14 protein-coding genes are annotated in these 15,977 nt (G+C 43.7%); 4 read left to right on the top strand and 10 right to left on the bottom strand.

Features of this window, described 5'->3' with window-relative positions; translation table 11 throughout:
- Window positions 1-4: 4 nt before the first annotated feature.
- From nirB to AC27EZ_RS08910, 3 genes are all read right to left on the bottom strand, one after another.
- Window positions 5-2,554: a nitrite reductase large subunit NirB gene (gene nirB, locus AC27EZ_RS08920; RefSeq protein ID WP_487134999.1), complete on the bottom strand. Its 2,550-nt coding sequence runs from the start codon at window positions 2,552-2,554 to the stop codon at window positions 5-7.
- A gap of 296 nt (window positions 2,555-2,850) precedes the next feature.
- Window positions 2,851-4,560, bottom strand: coding sequence for a bifunctional protein-serine/threonine kinase/phosphatase (locus tag AC27EZ_RS08915; RefSeq protein ID WP_487134998.1), 1,710 nt, complete (start codon window positions 4,558-4,560; stop codon window positions 2,851-2,853).
- 3 nt (window positions 4,561-4,563) lie between these two features.
- Window positions 4,564-5,427, bottom strand: a complete 864-nt coding sequence (locus tag AC27EZ_RS08910) for a formate/nitrite transporter family protein (RefSeq protein WP_487134997.1) — start codon at window positions 5,425-5,427, stop codon at window positions 4,564-4,566.
- Between the two features lie 490 nt (window positions 5,428-5,917).
- Between AC27EZ_RS08910 and AC27EZ_RS08905 the strand changes: the two genes are divergently transcribed.
- From AC27EZ_RS08905 to AC27EZ_RS08895, 3 genes are all read left to right on the top strand, one after another.
- On the top strand, window positions 5,918-7,201 hold the full coding sequence (locus tag AC27EZ_RS08905; protein WP_487134996.1) for a nitrate- and nitrite sensing domain-containing protein: 1,284 nt from the start codon (window positions 5,918-5,920) through the stop codon (window positions 7,199-7,201).
- A gap of 137 nt (window positions 7,202-7,338) precedes the next feature.
- Window positions 7,339-8,307, top strand: a complete 969-nt coding sequence (locus tag AC27EZ_RS08900; RefSeq protein WP_487134995.1) for a LacI family DNA-binding transcriptional regulator — start codon at window positions 7,339-7,341, stop codon at window positions 8,305-8,307.
- A 140-nt stretch (window positions 8,308-8,447) separates the two neighbouring features.
- Window positions 8,448-8,921 (top strand): nuclear transport factor 2 family protein, encoded by a 474-nt coding sequence (locus tag AC27EZ_RS08895; RefSeq protein WP_487134994.1) that lies wholly within the window; start codon window positions 8,448-8,450, stop codon window positions 8,919-8,921.
- A gap of 57 nt (window positions 8,922-8,978) precedes the next feature.
- Here AC27EZ_RS08895 and AC27EZ_RS08890 read toward each other — a convergent pair whose 3' ends face one another.
- The 3 genes from AC27EZ_RS08890 to AC27EZ_RS08880 form a co-directional block, all read right to left on the bottom strand.
- Entirely contained in the window at window positions 8,979-9,620 is a 642-nt protein-coding gene (locus AC27EZ_RS08890; RefSeq protein WP_421133003.1) for a YiaD family glycine zipper/OmpA-like lipoprotein, read from the bottom strand.
- 317 nt (window positions 9,621-9,937) lie between these two features.
- On the bottom strand, window positions 9,938-11,119 hold the full coding sequence (locus AC27EZ_RS08885) for a cyclic di-GMP phosphodiesterase (protein ID WP_487134993.1): 1,182 nt from the start codon (window positions 11,117-11,119) through the stop codon (window positions 9,938-9,940).
- 59 nt (window positions 11,120-11,178) lie between these two features.
- Window positions 11,179-11,517, bottom strand: a complete 339-nt coding sequence (locus AC27EZ_RS08880; protein ID WP_487134992.1) for an MGMT family protein — start codon at window positions 11,515-11,517, stop codon at window positions 11,179-11,181.
- Window positions 11,518-11,603: 86 nt separating this feature from the next.
- Here AC27EZ_RS08880 and AC27EZ_RS08875 point away from each other — a divergent pair, with 86 nt between their 5' ends.
- Entirely contained in the window at window positions 11,604-12,188 is a 585-nt protein-coding gene (locus tag AC27EZ_RS08875) for a tRNA-uridine aminocarboxypropyltransferase (RefSeq protein ID WP_487134991.1), read from the top strand.
- Here AC27EZ_RS08875 and AC27EZ_RS08870 read toward each other — a convergent pair whose 3' ends face one another.
- From AC27EZ_RS08870 to atpD, 4 genes are all read right to left on the bottom strand, one after another.
- Window positions 12,189-12,788: a glutathione S-transferase family protein gene (locus tag AC27EZ_RS08870; RefSeq protein ID WP_487134990.1), complete on the bottom strand. Its 600-nt coding sequence runs from the start codon at window positions 12,786-12,788 to the stop codon at window positions 12,189-12,191.
- 83 nt (window positions 12,789-12,871) lie between these two features.
- Entirely contained in the window at window positions 12,872-13,852 is a 981-nt protein-coding gene (locus AC27EZ_RS08865; protein ID WP_487134989.1) for a hypothetical protein, read from the bottom strand.
- A 244-nt stretch (window positions 13,853-14,096) separates the two neighbouring features.
- The gene (locus AC27EZ_RS08860) at window positions 14,097-14,510 is read right to left on the bottom strand and encodes a F0F1 ATP synthase subunit epsilon (protein WP_487134988.1); all 414 of its coding nucleotides are present in this window, start codon (window positions 14,508-14,510) and stop codon (window positions 14,097-14,099) included.
- A 59-nt stretch (window positions 14,511-14,569) separates the two neighbouring features.
- On the bottom strand, window positions 14,570-15,955 hold the full coding sequence (gene atpD / locus AC27EZ_RS08855) for a F0F1 ATP synthase subunit beta (protein ID WP_487134987.1): 1,386 nt from the start codon (window positions 15,953-15,955) through the stop codon (window positions 14,570-14,572).
- Window positions 15,956-15,977: the final 22 nt, after the last annotated feature.

Below are 15,977 nucleotides of genomic sequence, written 5' to 3'. Positions count from 1 at the left end.
TCTCCTAAATGATGTCTACTGGAATGGCTTGTTGACCAGCGTATTTTTCAGCGCTGGTGGCAGGGCGAATTTGATCTCTTTCGGTAACAAACTGAATGTTTGAGTCGGTTTCGTCGCTGTTTACAAACTGACGAAACCGTTTAAGCGCCTCAGGCGATTCAATGGTGGTTTTCCATTCGCACTGATAGCTGTCGGTAATATGTTGCATTTGAGCCTCAAGGTCGTCACAAATACCAAGCGAATCGTCGATAACTACCGACTTGAGGTAGTCCAACCCGCCTTCGAGGTTCTCCATCCACACCGATGTGCGTTGCAGGCGGTCGGCCGTTTTTGTGTAAAACATCAGTACGCGGTCGATGTATTTCACCAGTGTTGCGTCATCTAAATCGGTAGCGAATAAGTCGGCATGGCGTGGCTTCATCCCTCCATTACCGCAAACGTAAAGGTTCCACCCGTTTTCCGTTGCTATAATGCCAATGTCTTTCCCTTGAGCCTCGGCGCATTCCCGCGTACAGCCCGATACACCAAATTTTATTTTATGTGGTGCGCGTAGACCCTTATAGCGGTTTTCCAAGTCGATAGCTTGGCCAACAGAGTCTTGCACACCAAACCTACACCACGTGTTGCCCACACAGGATTTAACCGTACGCAACGACTTCGCATAGGCATGTCCGGTCTCAAAACCACCGGCCACTAGTTTTTGCCAAATTGCAGGGAGCTGCTCTACGCGTGCGCCAAATAAGTCAACGCGCTGACCGCCCGTTATTTTGGTGTAGAGGTTGTATTCTTTTGCAACTTCACCCAGCAAAATCAGTTTATCTGGGGTAATTTCACCACCCGCTACCCGCGGCACAACAGAGTAAGTACCGTCTTTTTGCATATTGCCAAGATACGTATCGTTGGTGTCCTGTAGTGGCTGATGTGCCTGACGAAGGATATAGTCATTCCATACCGACGCAAATATGGAAGCAGCGGCCGGTTTACAAATTTCGCAGCCTAACCCTTTACCATGCTTTTCAAGCAGTGCATCAAACGTCTCAATATTTTCTACTTGAATAAGATGATAGAGCTCTTGGCGAGTGTGATTGAAATGTTCGCAAATGGCTTTAGATACTTCTACGCCACGTTTCTCTAGTTCAGCATCGACAACGTTTTTAAGTAATGCCGAACATCCCCCACAGCCTGTACTGGCTTTTGTGCACGATTTAATATCGCCTAAAGAGCAACTACCGCTTTCGATAGCCTCAACAATATCGCCTTTAGATACGTTGTGACATGAACAAATAGTGGCGCTGTCGCCAAGAGCATCGGCCCCTAACAAGGGCTTTTCTCCTGAGGACGGTAATATAAGCGCTTCTGGCGCATCGGGCAGCGCAATGTTGTTTAGCGCATATTGCAACAAAGTATCGTAGTCGCTGGTATCGCCGATAAGAACCGCGCCTAATACCTGTGTTTTAGTTTCATCGACAACAAGTTTTTTATACACGCCTGCAGGTTGGTCGTGGTAAGTATACACCAGCGCCCCTGGGGTATTGCCATGAGCATCACCAATAGACCCCACTTCAACGCCCATTAGCTTAAGTTTGGTACTCATGTCCGCACCTGTAAATTCGCCTTCATTGTTAGTCAAACTAGCAACGGCGGCGCGGGCCATGGCGTATCCTGGCGCTACCAACCCATAAATACGCTTTTCCCACAATGCACATTCCCCAATAGCATATACATTAGGATCGGAGGTTTTACATTGATTATCGATAACAATACCGCCGCGTTCACCTACGGCTAAATCAAATTCACGGGCTAGCTGATCACTAGGTCGAATACCGGCAGAAAATAACACCATATCGGTTTCAAGGTGTGAACCATCAGAAAACTTCATTCGATAGCGGCAGTGCTCACCAGCCTCAATAATCTCGGTGGCTTTTTGTGTATGTACTTGTACGCCGAGCGCTTCAATTTTATCTTTAAGCAGCGAGCCCCCCATAGCATCAAGCTGCACCGCCATTAGTTGAGGTGCAAATTCAACCACGTGCGTTTCTAATCCTGCTGATTTAAGTGCATTGGCTGCTTCAAGCCCCAGTAAGCCGCCTCCCACCACTACGCCTATTTTACTTTGTGCGGCAGAGGCACTAATAGACTCAAGATCTTCAATGGTGCGATACACCAAGCAATGTTCTTGCTCGTTGCCGGGGATTGGAGGAACGAAAGGATAAGAGCCTGTCGCTAACACCAGTTTATCGTAGGGGTAAGCAGTACCATCTTTAGTGGTGACGACTTGATGAGTACGATCAATATCCGTTACCCACGCACTGGTAACGGCATTTACCTCCCACTGCTGATACGTTTTTTCGTCTGTAAGCGCTAAATCGGCTGCGGTTTTACCCGTAAAGTAGGACGATAGGTAAACGCGGTCGTAAGCTAAACGGCCCTCTCCACTTAACACGGTAATATGGTAGTCAGCTTTGCTGTTTATAAGTTGCTCAACAAAGTGATGGCCAACCATACCGTTGCCAATTATCACAATGCGTTGTTGCTGCTGTGAGGAAAGCGTCATCTCGTTCACCTTTATTTTAAGCAAAAAAAACCCACAACCATTCCTGGTTGTGGGCTTCGTTGCCTGATTAAGTACATTGTTAAATATGTTACTACTCGATGATACACAGGTACCTAGTCGAGACTATGAAAATAATAATACAAGTATAGTGCCAATGCTTTTCATCGCTATATTACAAAGACTTAGCAAAATAACGTTGGCGTAAACCCGTTGATATCGCACCACGAATAAGCAAAGAAGATAGTTTATGGTGCATTCCTTTGATACTGAGCGCCGTTTCTCAAACAAGGTTCAGGTTACGTATAATGAACAACAAACATAGCAAGAAGTAATACCAGCAATACGCCAGACACGGTTTTCCATGCCCGTACTGGATGCTGCTCCATCAGCGGCAGGCTTTTACGGTAAGATGGATTAGGATGGTTTAAATCGTATAGAAATTCAGACAAACTCGGATAGCGTTTCGACGCTTTAGGATGGCAAGCCCGTTTCAGCGTTTCATCAACCCACATAGGAACGGCGACGTTTCGTTGTAGCAAGCTGATATAACGCAATTTAAGTAGACCTGCGTAGTTGCTTTTCTTGGCAACGTTACTGTTGTAGGGATAATCGCCACTGAGTAAAAAGTATAGGACCACTGCTAAAGAAAACTGATCTGAGCTTTCATCAGGCCAAAGCCCTACAAAGTATTCCGGAGCGGTAAATAATAGATCTCCAGGAATGGCAAGCTGCACATCACTATGCGAAAAATGATAACCCGCTATGCTCGCGGCACCAAAGTCTACCAGTGTGACCTTACCGTTTTCATCAACCATGATGTTATCTGGCTTGATATCTTGATGAAGCACGTCTTGCCGATGCAGTGCCGTTAGGCCGCTAACCATTTGCGTACTCCAGTCTCGAACTTTAGCAAGAGGAACGCTACCAACGTCGTTTCGGTATTGGCGTAAACTTATTCCAGGTGTGTACGCCATGGCAATATAAAAGTAATGTCGTGTAAAGGGGCACTTGTAGGGTTTAAGAACATTGTCATGTTGTACGCGTGCGCCAATCCACTCCTCTTTCACCATTTCATCTAAAAAGCTTTCGTTATCGTGCATCGACTTTGCAGGAATTTTTAACACCGCTTGATGATTATGGAGCTTATGCTTAGCAAGAAAAACCAGACTGCGTTCACTGGAATATAACTGCCGCTGTATTATCCAGTCGTCTATTACATCGTTTGACTTGGGCGTATCTAAAAACGGAAGAAAGCCATTTGAGGTGTAAGGTGTTTGCTCTTCTTTTGCAATGGACAATACGTCAAGCAGCGCTATCGTGACGTTATCGTCACAGTCTGCATTCAATGCTGCTTGCGCTATTTGCTGCGCCCCCAAATCTGCACTAGATGTATTATGCTGATGTATCGCGTACCATGTTTTTGGCGACAAGGTATCCGCTATGCCATCTGTCATTAATACAAACATATCGTTAGGCGCTACCGTTAGGGTGGTAATATCAACGGTTAAGTTAGGCCGAATACCCAGTGCATTACTTAAATAAGTATTTTTGCCCTCGCCGGCTTCTCGATGTTGACGGGTGCAAAGCGTTACTTCACCGCGGTGTATGTGATAAATGCTACTGTCACCACAATGTAGTAACACCGCAGACTGTCCTTTCAAAATGACTGCACTAAAGGTACAGACATACCCTTTATCAAGGTTTTCAAAATAGGGGCTTTGTTGATTTTTTATGTAAAGCTCTGTATTTATACTACGTAACACATGTTGTGCCGCCCTCGATATAGACCACACGTCACTTGTTAACGGGAATTCGCGTACAAACGTTTCAGCAGCAAAGTTGCTTGCATACTGGCTAACCTGACTGCTACTTATTCCGTCAGAGACAATGGCGATAGCATCAAAATTTGCAGATGGCGAAAAATCAGGCACCACCACACAATGATGGTCCTGATTAATCGGTTTTGTGCCTTTGTTCGAAAAGGCACCGTGTCGAAGGGTGATCACGGTTTATATTTTGTCATTCACTTTTGCTGCAAGCACTGTTTTGTTGCTAGCACCTGTAGCGATAACGCGTTTAGGCGCGGTACGCACATGTGTTGAATAAATAGTTAAACCAGTAAACGCTAAGCCTCCCACTAAATTACCGAGTGCGGTAGGAATTTCATTCCAAATAAAGTAATCCATCACTGAGAACTCGCCACCCATAATTAAGCCGAATGGAAACAAGAACATGTTAACCACCGAATGCTCAAAACCCATAAAGAAGAACAGCATGATAGGCATCCACATCGCCAACACTTTACCGCTTACGTGAGTAGATATCATTGCACCAACAACACCAAGCGATACCATCCAGTTACACAACATGCCGCGAATAAAAATAGAAAACCAGCCAGCAACGCCATGCTCTGCATACCCTAGCGTTCTCGCCTCTCCGATACCCGCCACCTTTGTAGCTATAGCACCGCCGTCAATGTTGTAACCCATGGTGAAAACAAACGACATCATAAATGCCACGCTCAGCGCACCTGCAAAATTCCCTAAAAACACTAAGCCCCAATTGCGGAGAATTTGTGGCCATGTTACACCCGGTCGCTTTGCCAGCCAGGCCAGCGGAGTGAGCACAAAGACCCCCGTAAGCAAGTCAAACCCCATGAGATACAACATACAAAAACCTACAGGGAAGAGTATTGCACCAATTAAAAACACTCCTGTTTGAACCGCAATGGTTATGGCAAAAACGGCGGCCAACGCCAAAATGGCACCCGCCATAAAAGCGCGAATTAGTGTGTCGCGAGTAGACATGTATATTTTGGATTCGCCTGCATCAACCATCTTGGTTGCAAATTCGGAGGGAAGTAAATACGCCATCTTTAATCACCTATTCTGTTGTTTATAATCGCCAAAAATATTTTCAGCCTAAATTAAAGGCATAAAAAAACGCCCGCTCTTATTTCCAAAGAAATAAGTTGCGGACGCCTTTGTCCTTATCTTGTTATTTGCCAAGATACATTGTTCGGTTGTTCTAAATATAATCGTTACAACATTAGTGCCAATATTTATGCACGAACATTTTTTTGAAATATTGTTCTAATACATGATTTTACGTCAAATTTTGAATTTTTGTATGTTTTCATAGAAACGCGCCGTGCACTCGACACGTGAAAAAACGCACCGCGATGGGGCAGACAAACTTATTTTAGGCACATCTTTTTTGGGGTTGTATTGGCCCAATGTAATAAAGGCGCAAATTAACACGAAAATAAGACTGTTTTAGAGCAAAATAACCTAAATATTTATTAAACGATTGAGAGGAACAACTTTTGCTTATTCTTGGTATACAGCTTTTGGACACCTCACGATGGCGACACATAGCGATATAACAAAACGGTTCTTTTTATTGGCTAAGCATCAGGAAATTCAAGCGCTCCGCCACTTATCATCAAACTGTAAAGTAGTGAAAGCCGTTACAGACATGATCCACCAGCTACAGCGTGAGCGAGGCATGAGTAATGTATTCCTTTGTTCTAAAGGTGAACGCTTTAAAGAGCAACGGGCACTGCAAGAAGAAGTTAGCAAAGAAAGTGAAAAACAGCTTCGTAGCCTACTTCATGCACTTTATTTATCTAATTCAGATAAAGATTCAGGGATCCGTTTAATAAACAGCATTACATTTTCCCTTCAAGGCATGGACAACCTAAATGGCTTACGCAGCAAAGTATCTTCACAGCAACTCACGCCTTCAGAATCCACTAATGCCTTTTGCCGACTGATAGCCGCATTTATCGACGTAATTTTTGAGGCCGCAGATGTGGCTAGTGATCCCGCCATTACCGCGCTTCTCGTTGCGCTCTTCAATTTCATTCAAGGCAAAGAGTTCGCAGGTCAAGAGCGGGCATGTGGGGCTATCGGGTTCTCATCTCAACACTTTCAATCTTCTTTATGCGACCGCATTACCGCACTGACTGATTCTCAAAACAATGCTTTTGATACTTTCACTAAGTTTGCAGATGCGACTGAACTTTCCATGTGGCAACAACAATTAGACAGTGAACACACACGGCACCTTAAACGACTCCGTAAAATGATTTGTGCGCTTGACGATAATGATTCATGCACCGCTTCACTAAGTGAGATTTGGTACGATATCGCTACATTACGCATTGATGATATGCGGGATATTGAAGAACACATTACCGATAGACTAATTGAACGAGCTGCGCAAAGGATAAGTGAGGCGGAAGAAGAACTTCGAAATAACGAACAGTTAGTCGCGTCTTTAAACAGTACCCCTCCCGTCGATGGGGCGCCAATTTCGATGATTTTCGATGAAACCGTTAAAGGGCTATCAATAGCCGATAACGATATAGTCGAGGGGCTAACACCTTCCTCACTTTCTGCACACAAGTCGTTCTACGATTTAATTCGAGAGCAAGCACAACGTATTCACGATATTACCACTGAGCTTAATGGCGCTAAACAAGCATTGAATGAGCAAAGAGTAATAGATAGGGCTAAATTACTGCTTATGCAACAAGGTAAATTAAGTGAAAATCAGGCTTACAAAAAGCTGCAATCGGCTGCAATGGATAACAATATTCGCATCGCCGAGCTCGCACACCGTATTGTGGCCAACGCCAGCTAACTATTGGATGTTGAGGGTTTAAGAAAAGCGTTAGCATCCCCTTAAAGAAAGCGCTTTCCCATTTTTTAATTCTAACGATATACTTATATTAACTTATCACCTTAAAGTAAGTACTTACAAACATATAAGGCTATACAATGGCGACTATTTACGAAGTAGCAAAACATGCAGGTGTATCGTTGTCTACCGTCTCTCGCGTACTCAATGGCAAGGAGTCAGTCAACCCTGCTATGGCAGAGAAAGTCAGAAAGGCTGCCGATGAACTACAGTATACGCCTAGCCATATTGCGCGTGCATTAGCCTCAAAATATACCAATGCCATTGGCATAGTACTGCCAAATACCAATATGGTATTTGCTTCGCATTTATTATTTTCATTCGAACACATGCTACGCAAACATCAGAAACACTGCGTAGTCGCATTCTCTCACGATACAGAAACGTCGGAACGTGACGCCATATCGTTTTTATTAGCTCAAGGGTGTGACGGCGTTGTCGTAAACACCATTGCACCTACCGCACAACACCTTAGCAATAAAAGTAAGCCGTTAGTTGTTCTCAATACATCCGCTACCAATGCAAGCGAACATGCCATTACAGCATCGCTTGTGAACGTCATAATACGTGCAAACGCATTTTTGATTAGCCAAGGACATACAGATATCGCCCTGATATACGACGACAGCACCGCAAAGAATGACGACATATTTGCGCTTTTTAGCAGCGCAACAGTGCTTCATGCAAATAATAATGAAACCGCTGACCCTCTTATGGATTTGCTTGCCACCGGCTCTACCTTTTCAGCGGTAATATGTACCAGTACTTTGCTCGCTGAGTCAGTGACAAATAGTGCGAAAGAGTTGGGCATGGAATTACCAAATGATTTATCAATATTGGTGGCGTATGCGCCAGGTGCACAATCGGCGCATACTCATAACCACGAGAAAAGTGCGATATGCTCAGTAGAATATTCTACGTTAGAAATCGCGAAAGCCTTGGCGAACGAATGTCTCTCCACTATGTACGAACTGCCCTTAAAAGCCAATGAACTGCAAACGCTTGCTCCTAATATTCATGATTATGGAACCGTTGCACCTTTTTCCTAACGAGAGTAGAACACTTATTTTTACCCGTATCGTTGGCCATTTGAATTACATTGCCACATCATAATGAATACATAGTGACGCGTTATTACAAAAAACACGTTACTCTCTTAACAGCACAAGCGCTTAAATGAGTACAAACAATGCGATTTTTAATTTTTATTGTTCTACTGATGACAACCTCTGTAGCGACTGCGACAGATAACAAACATCAAATCGATAAGGTATTAGATGCACTACATGAGAGAGCGTCTACCGCAGACTATGAAGGGTATTTCTCGCTTTATGCCCCCGGTGCAACGTTTTTAGGCACTGACGCTGGCGAAGTTTGGACGGTTGAGGCCTTTAAAGCGTATGCAAAACCACACTTTGATAAAGGTACGGGCTGGACGTATCTCCCTCGCGATAGAAACATCTATTTTTCGCCAGACGAGAACGTAGCGTGGTTTGATGAACTGTTGGATAACGAAAAGCTAGGGGAAACAAGGGGTACTGGCGTACTGATAAAAGTAGGGGAGCTATGGAAAATCAGTCAGTATCATCTGACTATCCCCATCCCAAATGCAATAGCAGGCGATGTGGCCAATCAAGTTAAAGCGTTAAAGCATAGCCATTAGTAGTAAATGTGCTAAGCCACCTAAAATGGCTTAGCACATAAAAACACTCGATATTGACTAGGTGTTTGATGCCGTTAACGGTTGAATTTCCATTTCAACGCGGCGGTTCATCGAGCGATTAGCTGCGCTATCATTAGGTACTTTCGGTGAATATTCCCCCATACCCACAGTTGTGATCCGTGTGGAATTCACAGAAAAGTTTACCAATATATTTTTTACCGCACTTGCTCTTCGCTCAGACAACGATTGATTGTATTGCTCTGCACCTACATCATCGGTGTGTCCTTTGATCATTAGCACCGTTTTCTCATAGTTGTTCACAACTTTCGCGACATCTTGTAGAACAGGATTGAAGTTAGGGCTGATACTCGAGCTGTCAGTTGCGAATGTAATATCACCTGGCATGATAAGCCTTAGATTGTCACCTTCACGCACTACCTGCACGCCAGTGTCTGACAGCTCACTTCTTAGCTCTTCTTCTTGCTTATCCATATAGTTGCCTATTGCACCACCTGCAATAGCACCTACTGCTGCGCCCCAAGCGTAACGGCTTTTATCATTGTCGCCGGTCGCTTTACCGAGTAATGCACCAACAACAGCGCCTATAGCCGCACCTTTTTGTGTATTGTTTGGATCGTTAGCACAACCAGCAACAGAAAGTGATGCGGCGATTAGTCCTACAGTAAATAATTTTTTCATAACGTCCTCAATGTCTAACCTGTGTATACAGCGCTTATAAAAGTAACTAAAAGCGCAATCGCATAGTGGATATGCAGCAAATAGCATTCCACAATGGAGTGAGCAGTAATGCATTAGGCACTGCACGCGCCCAATTCGTTGATACTGTGCAGTATAGATGGGTGAATATGAACGTACGCTAAACAGATTACGACAATTTTCTAGTAATTTTTCACAGGGTAAGCACGCTATCTCTTTGCAGATCTGCAGCACATTTTGTAAAGACTACAGCATGCCGAACGTTATTTATGTACCTAATAAGCTACAGCGCCTTTACGTTACACCGCTACCGATCGCTCGAAAAAGCCCTTAACATCTATATTGTAATCGGTAGCCAAAACGGCTTTCGTTACGCTCAATGAATTATCCGAATTCAGATCAATATCTTTAGGGGGCAAGAAGTGGCTGTTTCGAACCGAGTAAAATACTTTTACTTTTGGTTTAAGCGGCGACGCAGTTTGATCCATTACCATAGCAATTCGCTCATTAGATAACAGTACTAAACTTCCTACCGGGTACACGCCCATACATTGAATAAAGCGTTGGACCAAAGTCACATCAAGACGGCTTGGCGCGTCGGCGAGTAGAATAGAAAATGTTTTCTGACTGGATAGCCCAGGCTTGTAAACCCGTTCGGCTGTAAGCGCATCGTACATGTCTGCAATAGCCAGCATGCGCCCTTCTGTACTGATTTCATCACCTTTTTTACCCTGAGGGTAACCGAGCCCATCAAGCCTTTCGTGATGTTCTCCAACAATAGTGATTAAATTTTCAGGAATACTTTCCCCACGAAGGTAATCGACACCGTATTCAACATGCCGTTTCATTTCTTCCATTTCTTCTGGCGTTAGTCGTCCGGGCTTGTGAAGAATGGCATCTTCTACCTTTATTTTCCCTATATCGTGAAGAAAGGCAGCATGCGCTAGCTCATCGATTTTCTGCTCGCTTAGCCCTAAATATTTAGCAAAATTTGCCAAGATAATGGCAACATTTAGGGAGTGTTCAAGAAGATAATCATCTTTCTCCTGCATTTTTGTAAGACAAAGTAACGCATTGGGGTTTCTGTGTATCGATGCCACTAGCTTTTGCGTGAATACCTTAGGGATGTCTATATCAAGAGAGGTTTGCTTCGCTACGCTGTCTAACAAATCAGCCTGAATTTGCTTTCCTTCTTTATGAAGTTCAGTGGCGCGGGTAAGTTCATCAACTAAAGAGGTAGCTTTTACTTTCTTTACACCGTCAATTTCCACGTCCAAAGCAGATTGCGTATTGTCTTTTTCAGAAAACGCTTTCTCAGTGTCTACTATCACTGATTTTACGCCTTTCTTTTTTAACGCGTCGATAATAGCTTGCGAGGTCACACGACCTTTCGTCTTTATTGAAACAGTTCCTTTGTGCTCTGCAATCTCGTGGACATACATGTCTACCTTAAGATGTTCTATGCTGACTTTCTTTAACATCGAGTGACCACTACTTGTAATTTTGCGGGTTAAAAAATCGACCAATTTTCAGTATGCGCTTAATAGGGGAGTTTTGCCAATACTGTATAAAGATCAGGCTGCCACAGGTAATACTTCATACTGACTTTAAAATTTTTTACCACAACACCTTCTAACACTAATTTTTCACCTTGCTCGTTTGCTTTGTCAGACCCAGGGGGAAACGCTATTTTACCATCAGACCTGACCACGCGGTGCCACGCAATGGGCGCTGAAATTGTAGTTAGGCATTTACCCATTAATCTTGCGCGACCCGGTAATCCACACAAGTCAGCCAGTAACCCATAACTGACGACATACCCTTCAGGGACCATTCCAAGAATCGTCGAAACCTTTTGGTTTATTGCGCTATCTGACATTTATTTTTCTCAAACAAACTATTTATTCAACGAGACATTAGCGGTTATGATCAACACAGGTAGTGCGTATTTAAAAAAGGTGATAAATGAGAGCATACTGTAACATTTGTCAGTATCCAGTGAAAACCTGTGTATGCGACCGTATCTCAACGGTTCATTTCCCGATTACCTTGACGATTCTTCAGCACAAAAGAGAAGTTACACATGCTAAGAACACAGCGCGTCTTATATCGCTCTGTGCGCCGGATAAAACCAATATAATTGTCACGAGCGATAATGATGCGATGACACACTTACATGACAAACTGTGCGTAACACAATGCGCCGTTATCTATCCGAACGATTCAAGCCGTGCAATTGAGACATTACCGGGAAATGAACGACACACCATTAATCATATTGTTGTTGTCGACGGAAGCTGGAAGCAAGCATACTCCATTATTGAACAGTATAATTGGCTTAAGGCCTGCGCTTTTTACCACTTCGAAGAAGCCCCAATAACACGCTATCGGATACGTCATACAAAGATGGATAACGGCGTTTCCACCCTTGAGGCAGTTGCGTATGCAATGAATACACTTTTCGATGTCGACGTTTCGCCGCTTTATGAAGCACAGGAAGCCATGCAATCATTTTGGCAAAGCCCAACACCACATATGCGAAAAATATAGCTATACGTTCATCGCTACAAAGCCTGTTTGTGCTTTAATTAACGCTAGCCATTGTCGAATTGCTGGGTAAGCAGATAAGTCAAAACCGCCCTCATGTGCAACATGGGTATAAGCAAAGAGAGAAATATCAGCAAGAGACATGTGGCGACCGATTAAAAAAGGCGTTTTACTCAGTTGCGCTTCCATTACTGCTAAAGCCCGATAACCCTGTGCTTGCTTGGCCAGGAATTCATCTTTCCTATCTTCAGGCATACCGAGGTAAATATTGATGTAACGAGCTACGGCGATATACGGTTCGTGACTATACTGCTCAAAAAACTGCCATTGTAATAACGTCGCAAATTCATAGGGTGACGTAGGAATAAGCGGGCTTCCATTTGCTAAAAAATGCATGATAGCGTTTGATTCAGAGATGACCCTTCCGTCACCTAATTCAAGAAGTGGGATTTTGCCATTAGGTGATTTATCAAGAAAAGAGGGCGCCCTTGTGTCTCCAGCAAGAATGTCTATATCAACCCAGTCATACTGCTTATCGAGAAGTGCTAAAAGTAATTGTAGCTTATAGCAGTTTCCCGAACGCCTATCGCCGTAAATACGCATAATTAATGGCCAAAGAATAAGAGAACATCATACTATCTCAGCGTGCTTTTATGGTAAATGCGTTTATACAGCAACCTGCTGTTTTAAAATGGCGTGGCAATCATCCATTCGAAGATGGCCAGTAAAAGCCAGGATAATGGGATAAGGCTAAAACTAGCAACAATCTGAAGCTTATCTTTAAACGTTAATATATTTACCGATAATCCTTCTAACGCTTCTCGCTCGCTTTCTAATGTTTCAATTGATGAAAGTGAAGCTGGGTCGTTATTGATGCCTGCCTTTGATATTCGAGACGCAATATCTACCTCAAGAGCTTTAATCAATGCTTTTCGTTCTCTGTGTAACCTAAAACGCAGCTTAATTACCGGTAGAAATAAGTAGACCAGAAGGCTACTACCAAACACGCAAACTACAAAAACATCTAGTGATGGCACGTCTTTTTTAAACCAGAAGATTGGCGCTAACGCTAATCCCCCTATGGAAAGTATGGCGTTGGATAGCCCTAATCGAATTAAAGAAGTAAGTGATGTTACATAGTCTTTCGTGCTCTCAGCCTTTGGTAATAGTTCCTTCGTTAAGTAATTAAGATTGGCGGAGACCTGCATGATATAGAGGATAGAGAAGAACCAAAAGGGTACCGCCAACGCGGTCAGCATGAGTACGTGAAACTCCTGTGTAGAAGAGAGGAGGCCTTCTAAAATACAATACACCACGGTAATAAGTATTGAGACAATAGACGCGTTAAATATATGGTGTGTAAATTCACCAGACAGTCTCTCGCGATGATGAGCAAATTGTCCCAACTGATGAGATTTAACTAATAGCGAAATAAGGGAGCTTGCTACATTCTGGTGTAGCATACGTAATGACAACCAAAAGTACCCTGTCATTAACGACATTGCTATTGCAGAATTAAAGTCTCTTTGAGCGTCTGCATCTGAATAAGCAGGCCAATCCAATGCACCCGAAAAGTAATGTATCACTAGAAGAGTAAGCGTTGTAACAAGCGGATAGAATGCTATGTCAGTACTGTTACGCGCTTTCTTATACGGGGAGAGTTTCATTGGTGATACACATTGTTAGGCCAATATCGGTCGCAATTATCAATAGTATAACAAAAGCAAACCATGCATTAAAAATACTCCGCTACCATATGCTAAAGCATGACGATAAAGCAACCTTGTTGAATGCCTCAGCGGTTTAAAGGTAAACGAAACAATATATTATGTGTTTATCTACAATACATATACAGCAATCAGGCAATAAAAAACCCGCCGGTAAAGGCGGGCTTTTTTTATAGCTGCTCGCTTATTTGCGTAACTTCTGAATAAGGCGAAGTTGCGCGATTGCTTCAGCCAGCTCATGAGCTGCCTGTGCGTAATCAAAGTCAGCGCCTGGGTTGGAGATGTGCTCTTCAGCACGTCGTTTGGTCTCTTCTGCTGCCTGCTCGTCAAGATCTTCAGCTCGAACCGCGGTGTCAGCAAGTACGGTGACGCTACCAGGTTGTACTTCTAGTACACCACCAGCAACGTAGATAAGTTCTTCTTCACCGAACTGTTTAACCAAACGCACCATACCAGGTTTGATAGCAGAGATAAGTGGCGCGTGTCCTGGGTGTATACCCAATTCACCTTCGCTACCCGTAACTTGGATCGCCTCAACAAGACCAGAAAAAATTTGTTTTTCTGCGCTTACTACGTCCAAATGTACTGTCATTGCCATGTGAACCTCCAGATTAGGTACGTTAGCACGTTAAGGGCTGACTATCGTCAGCCTCTCAATTATGCTTTCTTGGCTTTCTCTAGCGCTTCTTCGATTGAACCAACCATGTAGAAGGCTTGCTCTGGAAGGTGATCATACTCACCGTCTAGAATGCCTTTAAAGCCACTGATTGTATCTTTTAGCGAAACATATTTACCTGGCGCACCGGTAAATACTTCTGCTACGAAGAAAGGTTGAGATAGGAAACGTTGAATCTTACGAGCACGTGTTACCACTTGCTTGTCTTCATCAGATAGTTCATCCATACCTAGGATCGCGATGATATCTTTCAACTCTTTATAGCGCTGAAGAACCGTTTGAACACCACGTGCTACGTCATAGTGCTCTTGACCAATTACAAGCGGGTCAAGCTGACGAGACGTTGAGTCTAGTGGGTCTACCGCTGGGTAGATACCTAAAGACGCGATATCACGTGAAAGTACAACAGTTGCATCCAAGTGAGCAAAGGTTGTTGCTGGAGATGGGTCAGTCAAGTCATCCGCTGGTACGTATACCGCTTGGATTGAAGTGATTGAACCTGTCTTCGTTGAAGCAATACGCTCTTGAAGTACACCCATTTCTTCAGCCAATGTAGGCTGATAACCTACTGCTGATGGCATACGACCAAGAAGTGCTGATACTTCAGTACCCGCTAGGGTGTAACGGTAGATGTTATCAACGAAGAAAAGAACGTCACGACCTTCGTCACGGAACTTCTCTGCCATTGTAAGACCAGTAAGTGCTACACGCAGACGGTTGCCAGGAGGCTCATTCATCTGACCGTAAACCAACGATACTTTATCAAGTACGTTAGATTCGTTCATTTCATGATAGAAATCGTTACCTTCACGAGTACGCTCACCAACACCAGCGAATACAGAGAAACCACTGTGTTCGATTGCGATGTTACGGATAAGCTCCATCATGTTTACGGTTTTACCTACACCGGCACCACCGAATAAACCTACTTTACCACCCTTAGCGAATGGACAGACTAAGTCGATTACTTTGATACCTGTTTCCAGTAGTTCTATCGAGCTAGACTGATCTTCGTAGCTAGGCGCTTCACGGTGAATAGACATACGCTCTTCTTCACCAATTGGACCTGCTTCGTCGATTGGGTTACCCAATACGTCCATGATACGACCAAGTGTCTTCGTACCTACTGGAACCATAATTGGGTCACCGGTATTTTCTACTTTTAGACCGCGTTGCAGACCATCAGTAGTACCTAGTGCGATGCTACGAACAACACCACCACCTAATTGCTGTTGCACTTCCAGGGTTAACCCTGTTAAGTCACCTTCAGTAACTCGTAGTGCGTCATACACTCTTGGTACCGAATCTTGTGGAAACTCAATATCCACAACGGCGCCAATGATTTGGACGACCTTACCTTGACTCATAATTAGTCCTCGTTATCTTTTC

This window comes from Alteromonas sp. 4NH20-0056 (assembly GCF_057539655.1).
This window is presented reverse-complemented; position numbering and strand designations above follow the sequence as displayed.

Coding starts and splice junctions, on each gene's coding strand:
- AC27EZ_RS08905 (WP_487134996.1), top strand. CDS start 5,918: ATGGCGACACATAGCGATATAACAAAACGGTTCTTTTTATTGGCTAAG.
- AC27EZ_RS08890 (WP_421133003.1), bottom strand. CDS start 9,620: ATGAAAAAATTATTTACTGTAGGACTAATCGCCGCATCACTTTCTGTT.
- AC27EZ_RS08860 (WP_487134988.1), bottom strand. CDS start 14,510: ATGGCAATGACAGTACATTTGGACGTAGTAAGCGCAGAAAAACAAATT.
- AC27EZ_RS08900 (WP_487134995.1), top strand. CDS start 7,339: ATGGCGACTATTTACGAAGTAGCAAAACATGCAGGTGTATCGTTGTCT.
- atpD (WP_487134987.1), bottom strand. CDS start 15,955: ATGAGTCAAGGTAAGGTCGTCCAAATCATTGGCGCCGTTGTGGATATT.
- AC27EZ_RS08885 (WP_487134993.1), bottom strand. CDS start 11,119: ATGTTAAAGAAAGTCAGCATAGAACATCTTAAGGTAGACATGTATGTC.
- AC27EZ_RS08875 (WP_487134991.1), top strand. CDS start 11,604: ATGAGAGCATACTGTAACATTTGTCAGTATCCAGTGAAAACCTGTGTA.
- nirB (WP_487134999.1), bottom strand. CDS start 2,554: ATGACGCTTTCCTCACAGCAGCAACAACGCATTGTGATAATTGGCAAC.
- AC27EZ_RS08910 (WP_487134997.1), bottom strand. CDS start 5,427: ATGGCGTATTTACTTCCCTCCGAATTTGCAACCAAGATGGTTGATGCA.
- AC27EZ_RS08865 (WP_487134989.1), bottom strand. CDS start 13,852: ATGAAACTCTCCCCGTATAAGAAAGCGCGTAACAGTACTGACATAGCA.
- AC27EZ_RS08895 (WP_487134994.1), top strand. CDS start 8,448: ATGCGATTTTTAATTTTTATTGTTCTACTGATGACAACCTCTGTAGCG.
- AC27EZ_RS08870 (WP_487134990.1), bottom strand. CDS start 12,788: ATGCGTATTTACGGCGATAGGCGTTCGGGAAACTGCTATAAGCTACAA.
- AC27EZ_RS08880 (WP_487134992.1), bottom strand. CDS start 11,517: ATGTCAGATAGCGCAATAAACCAAAAGGTTTCGACGATTCTTGGAATG.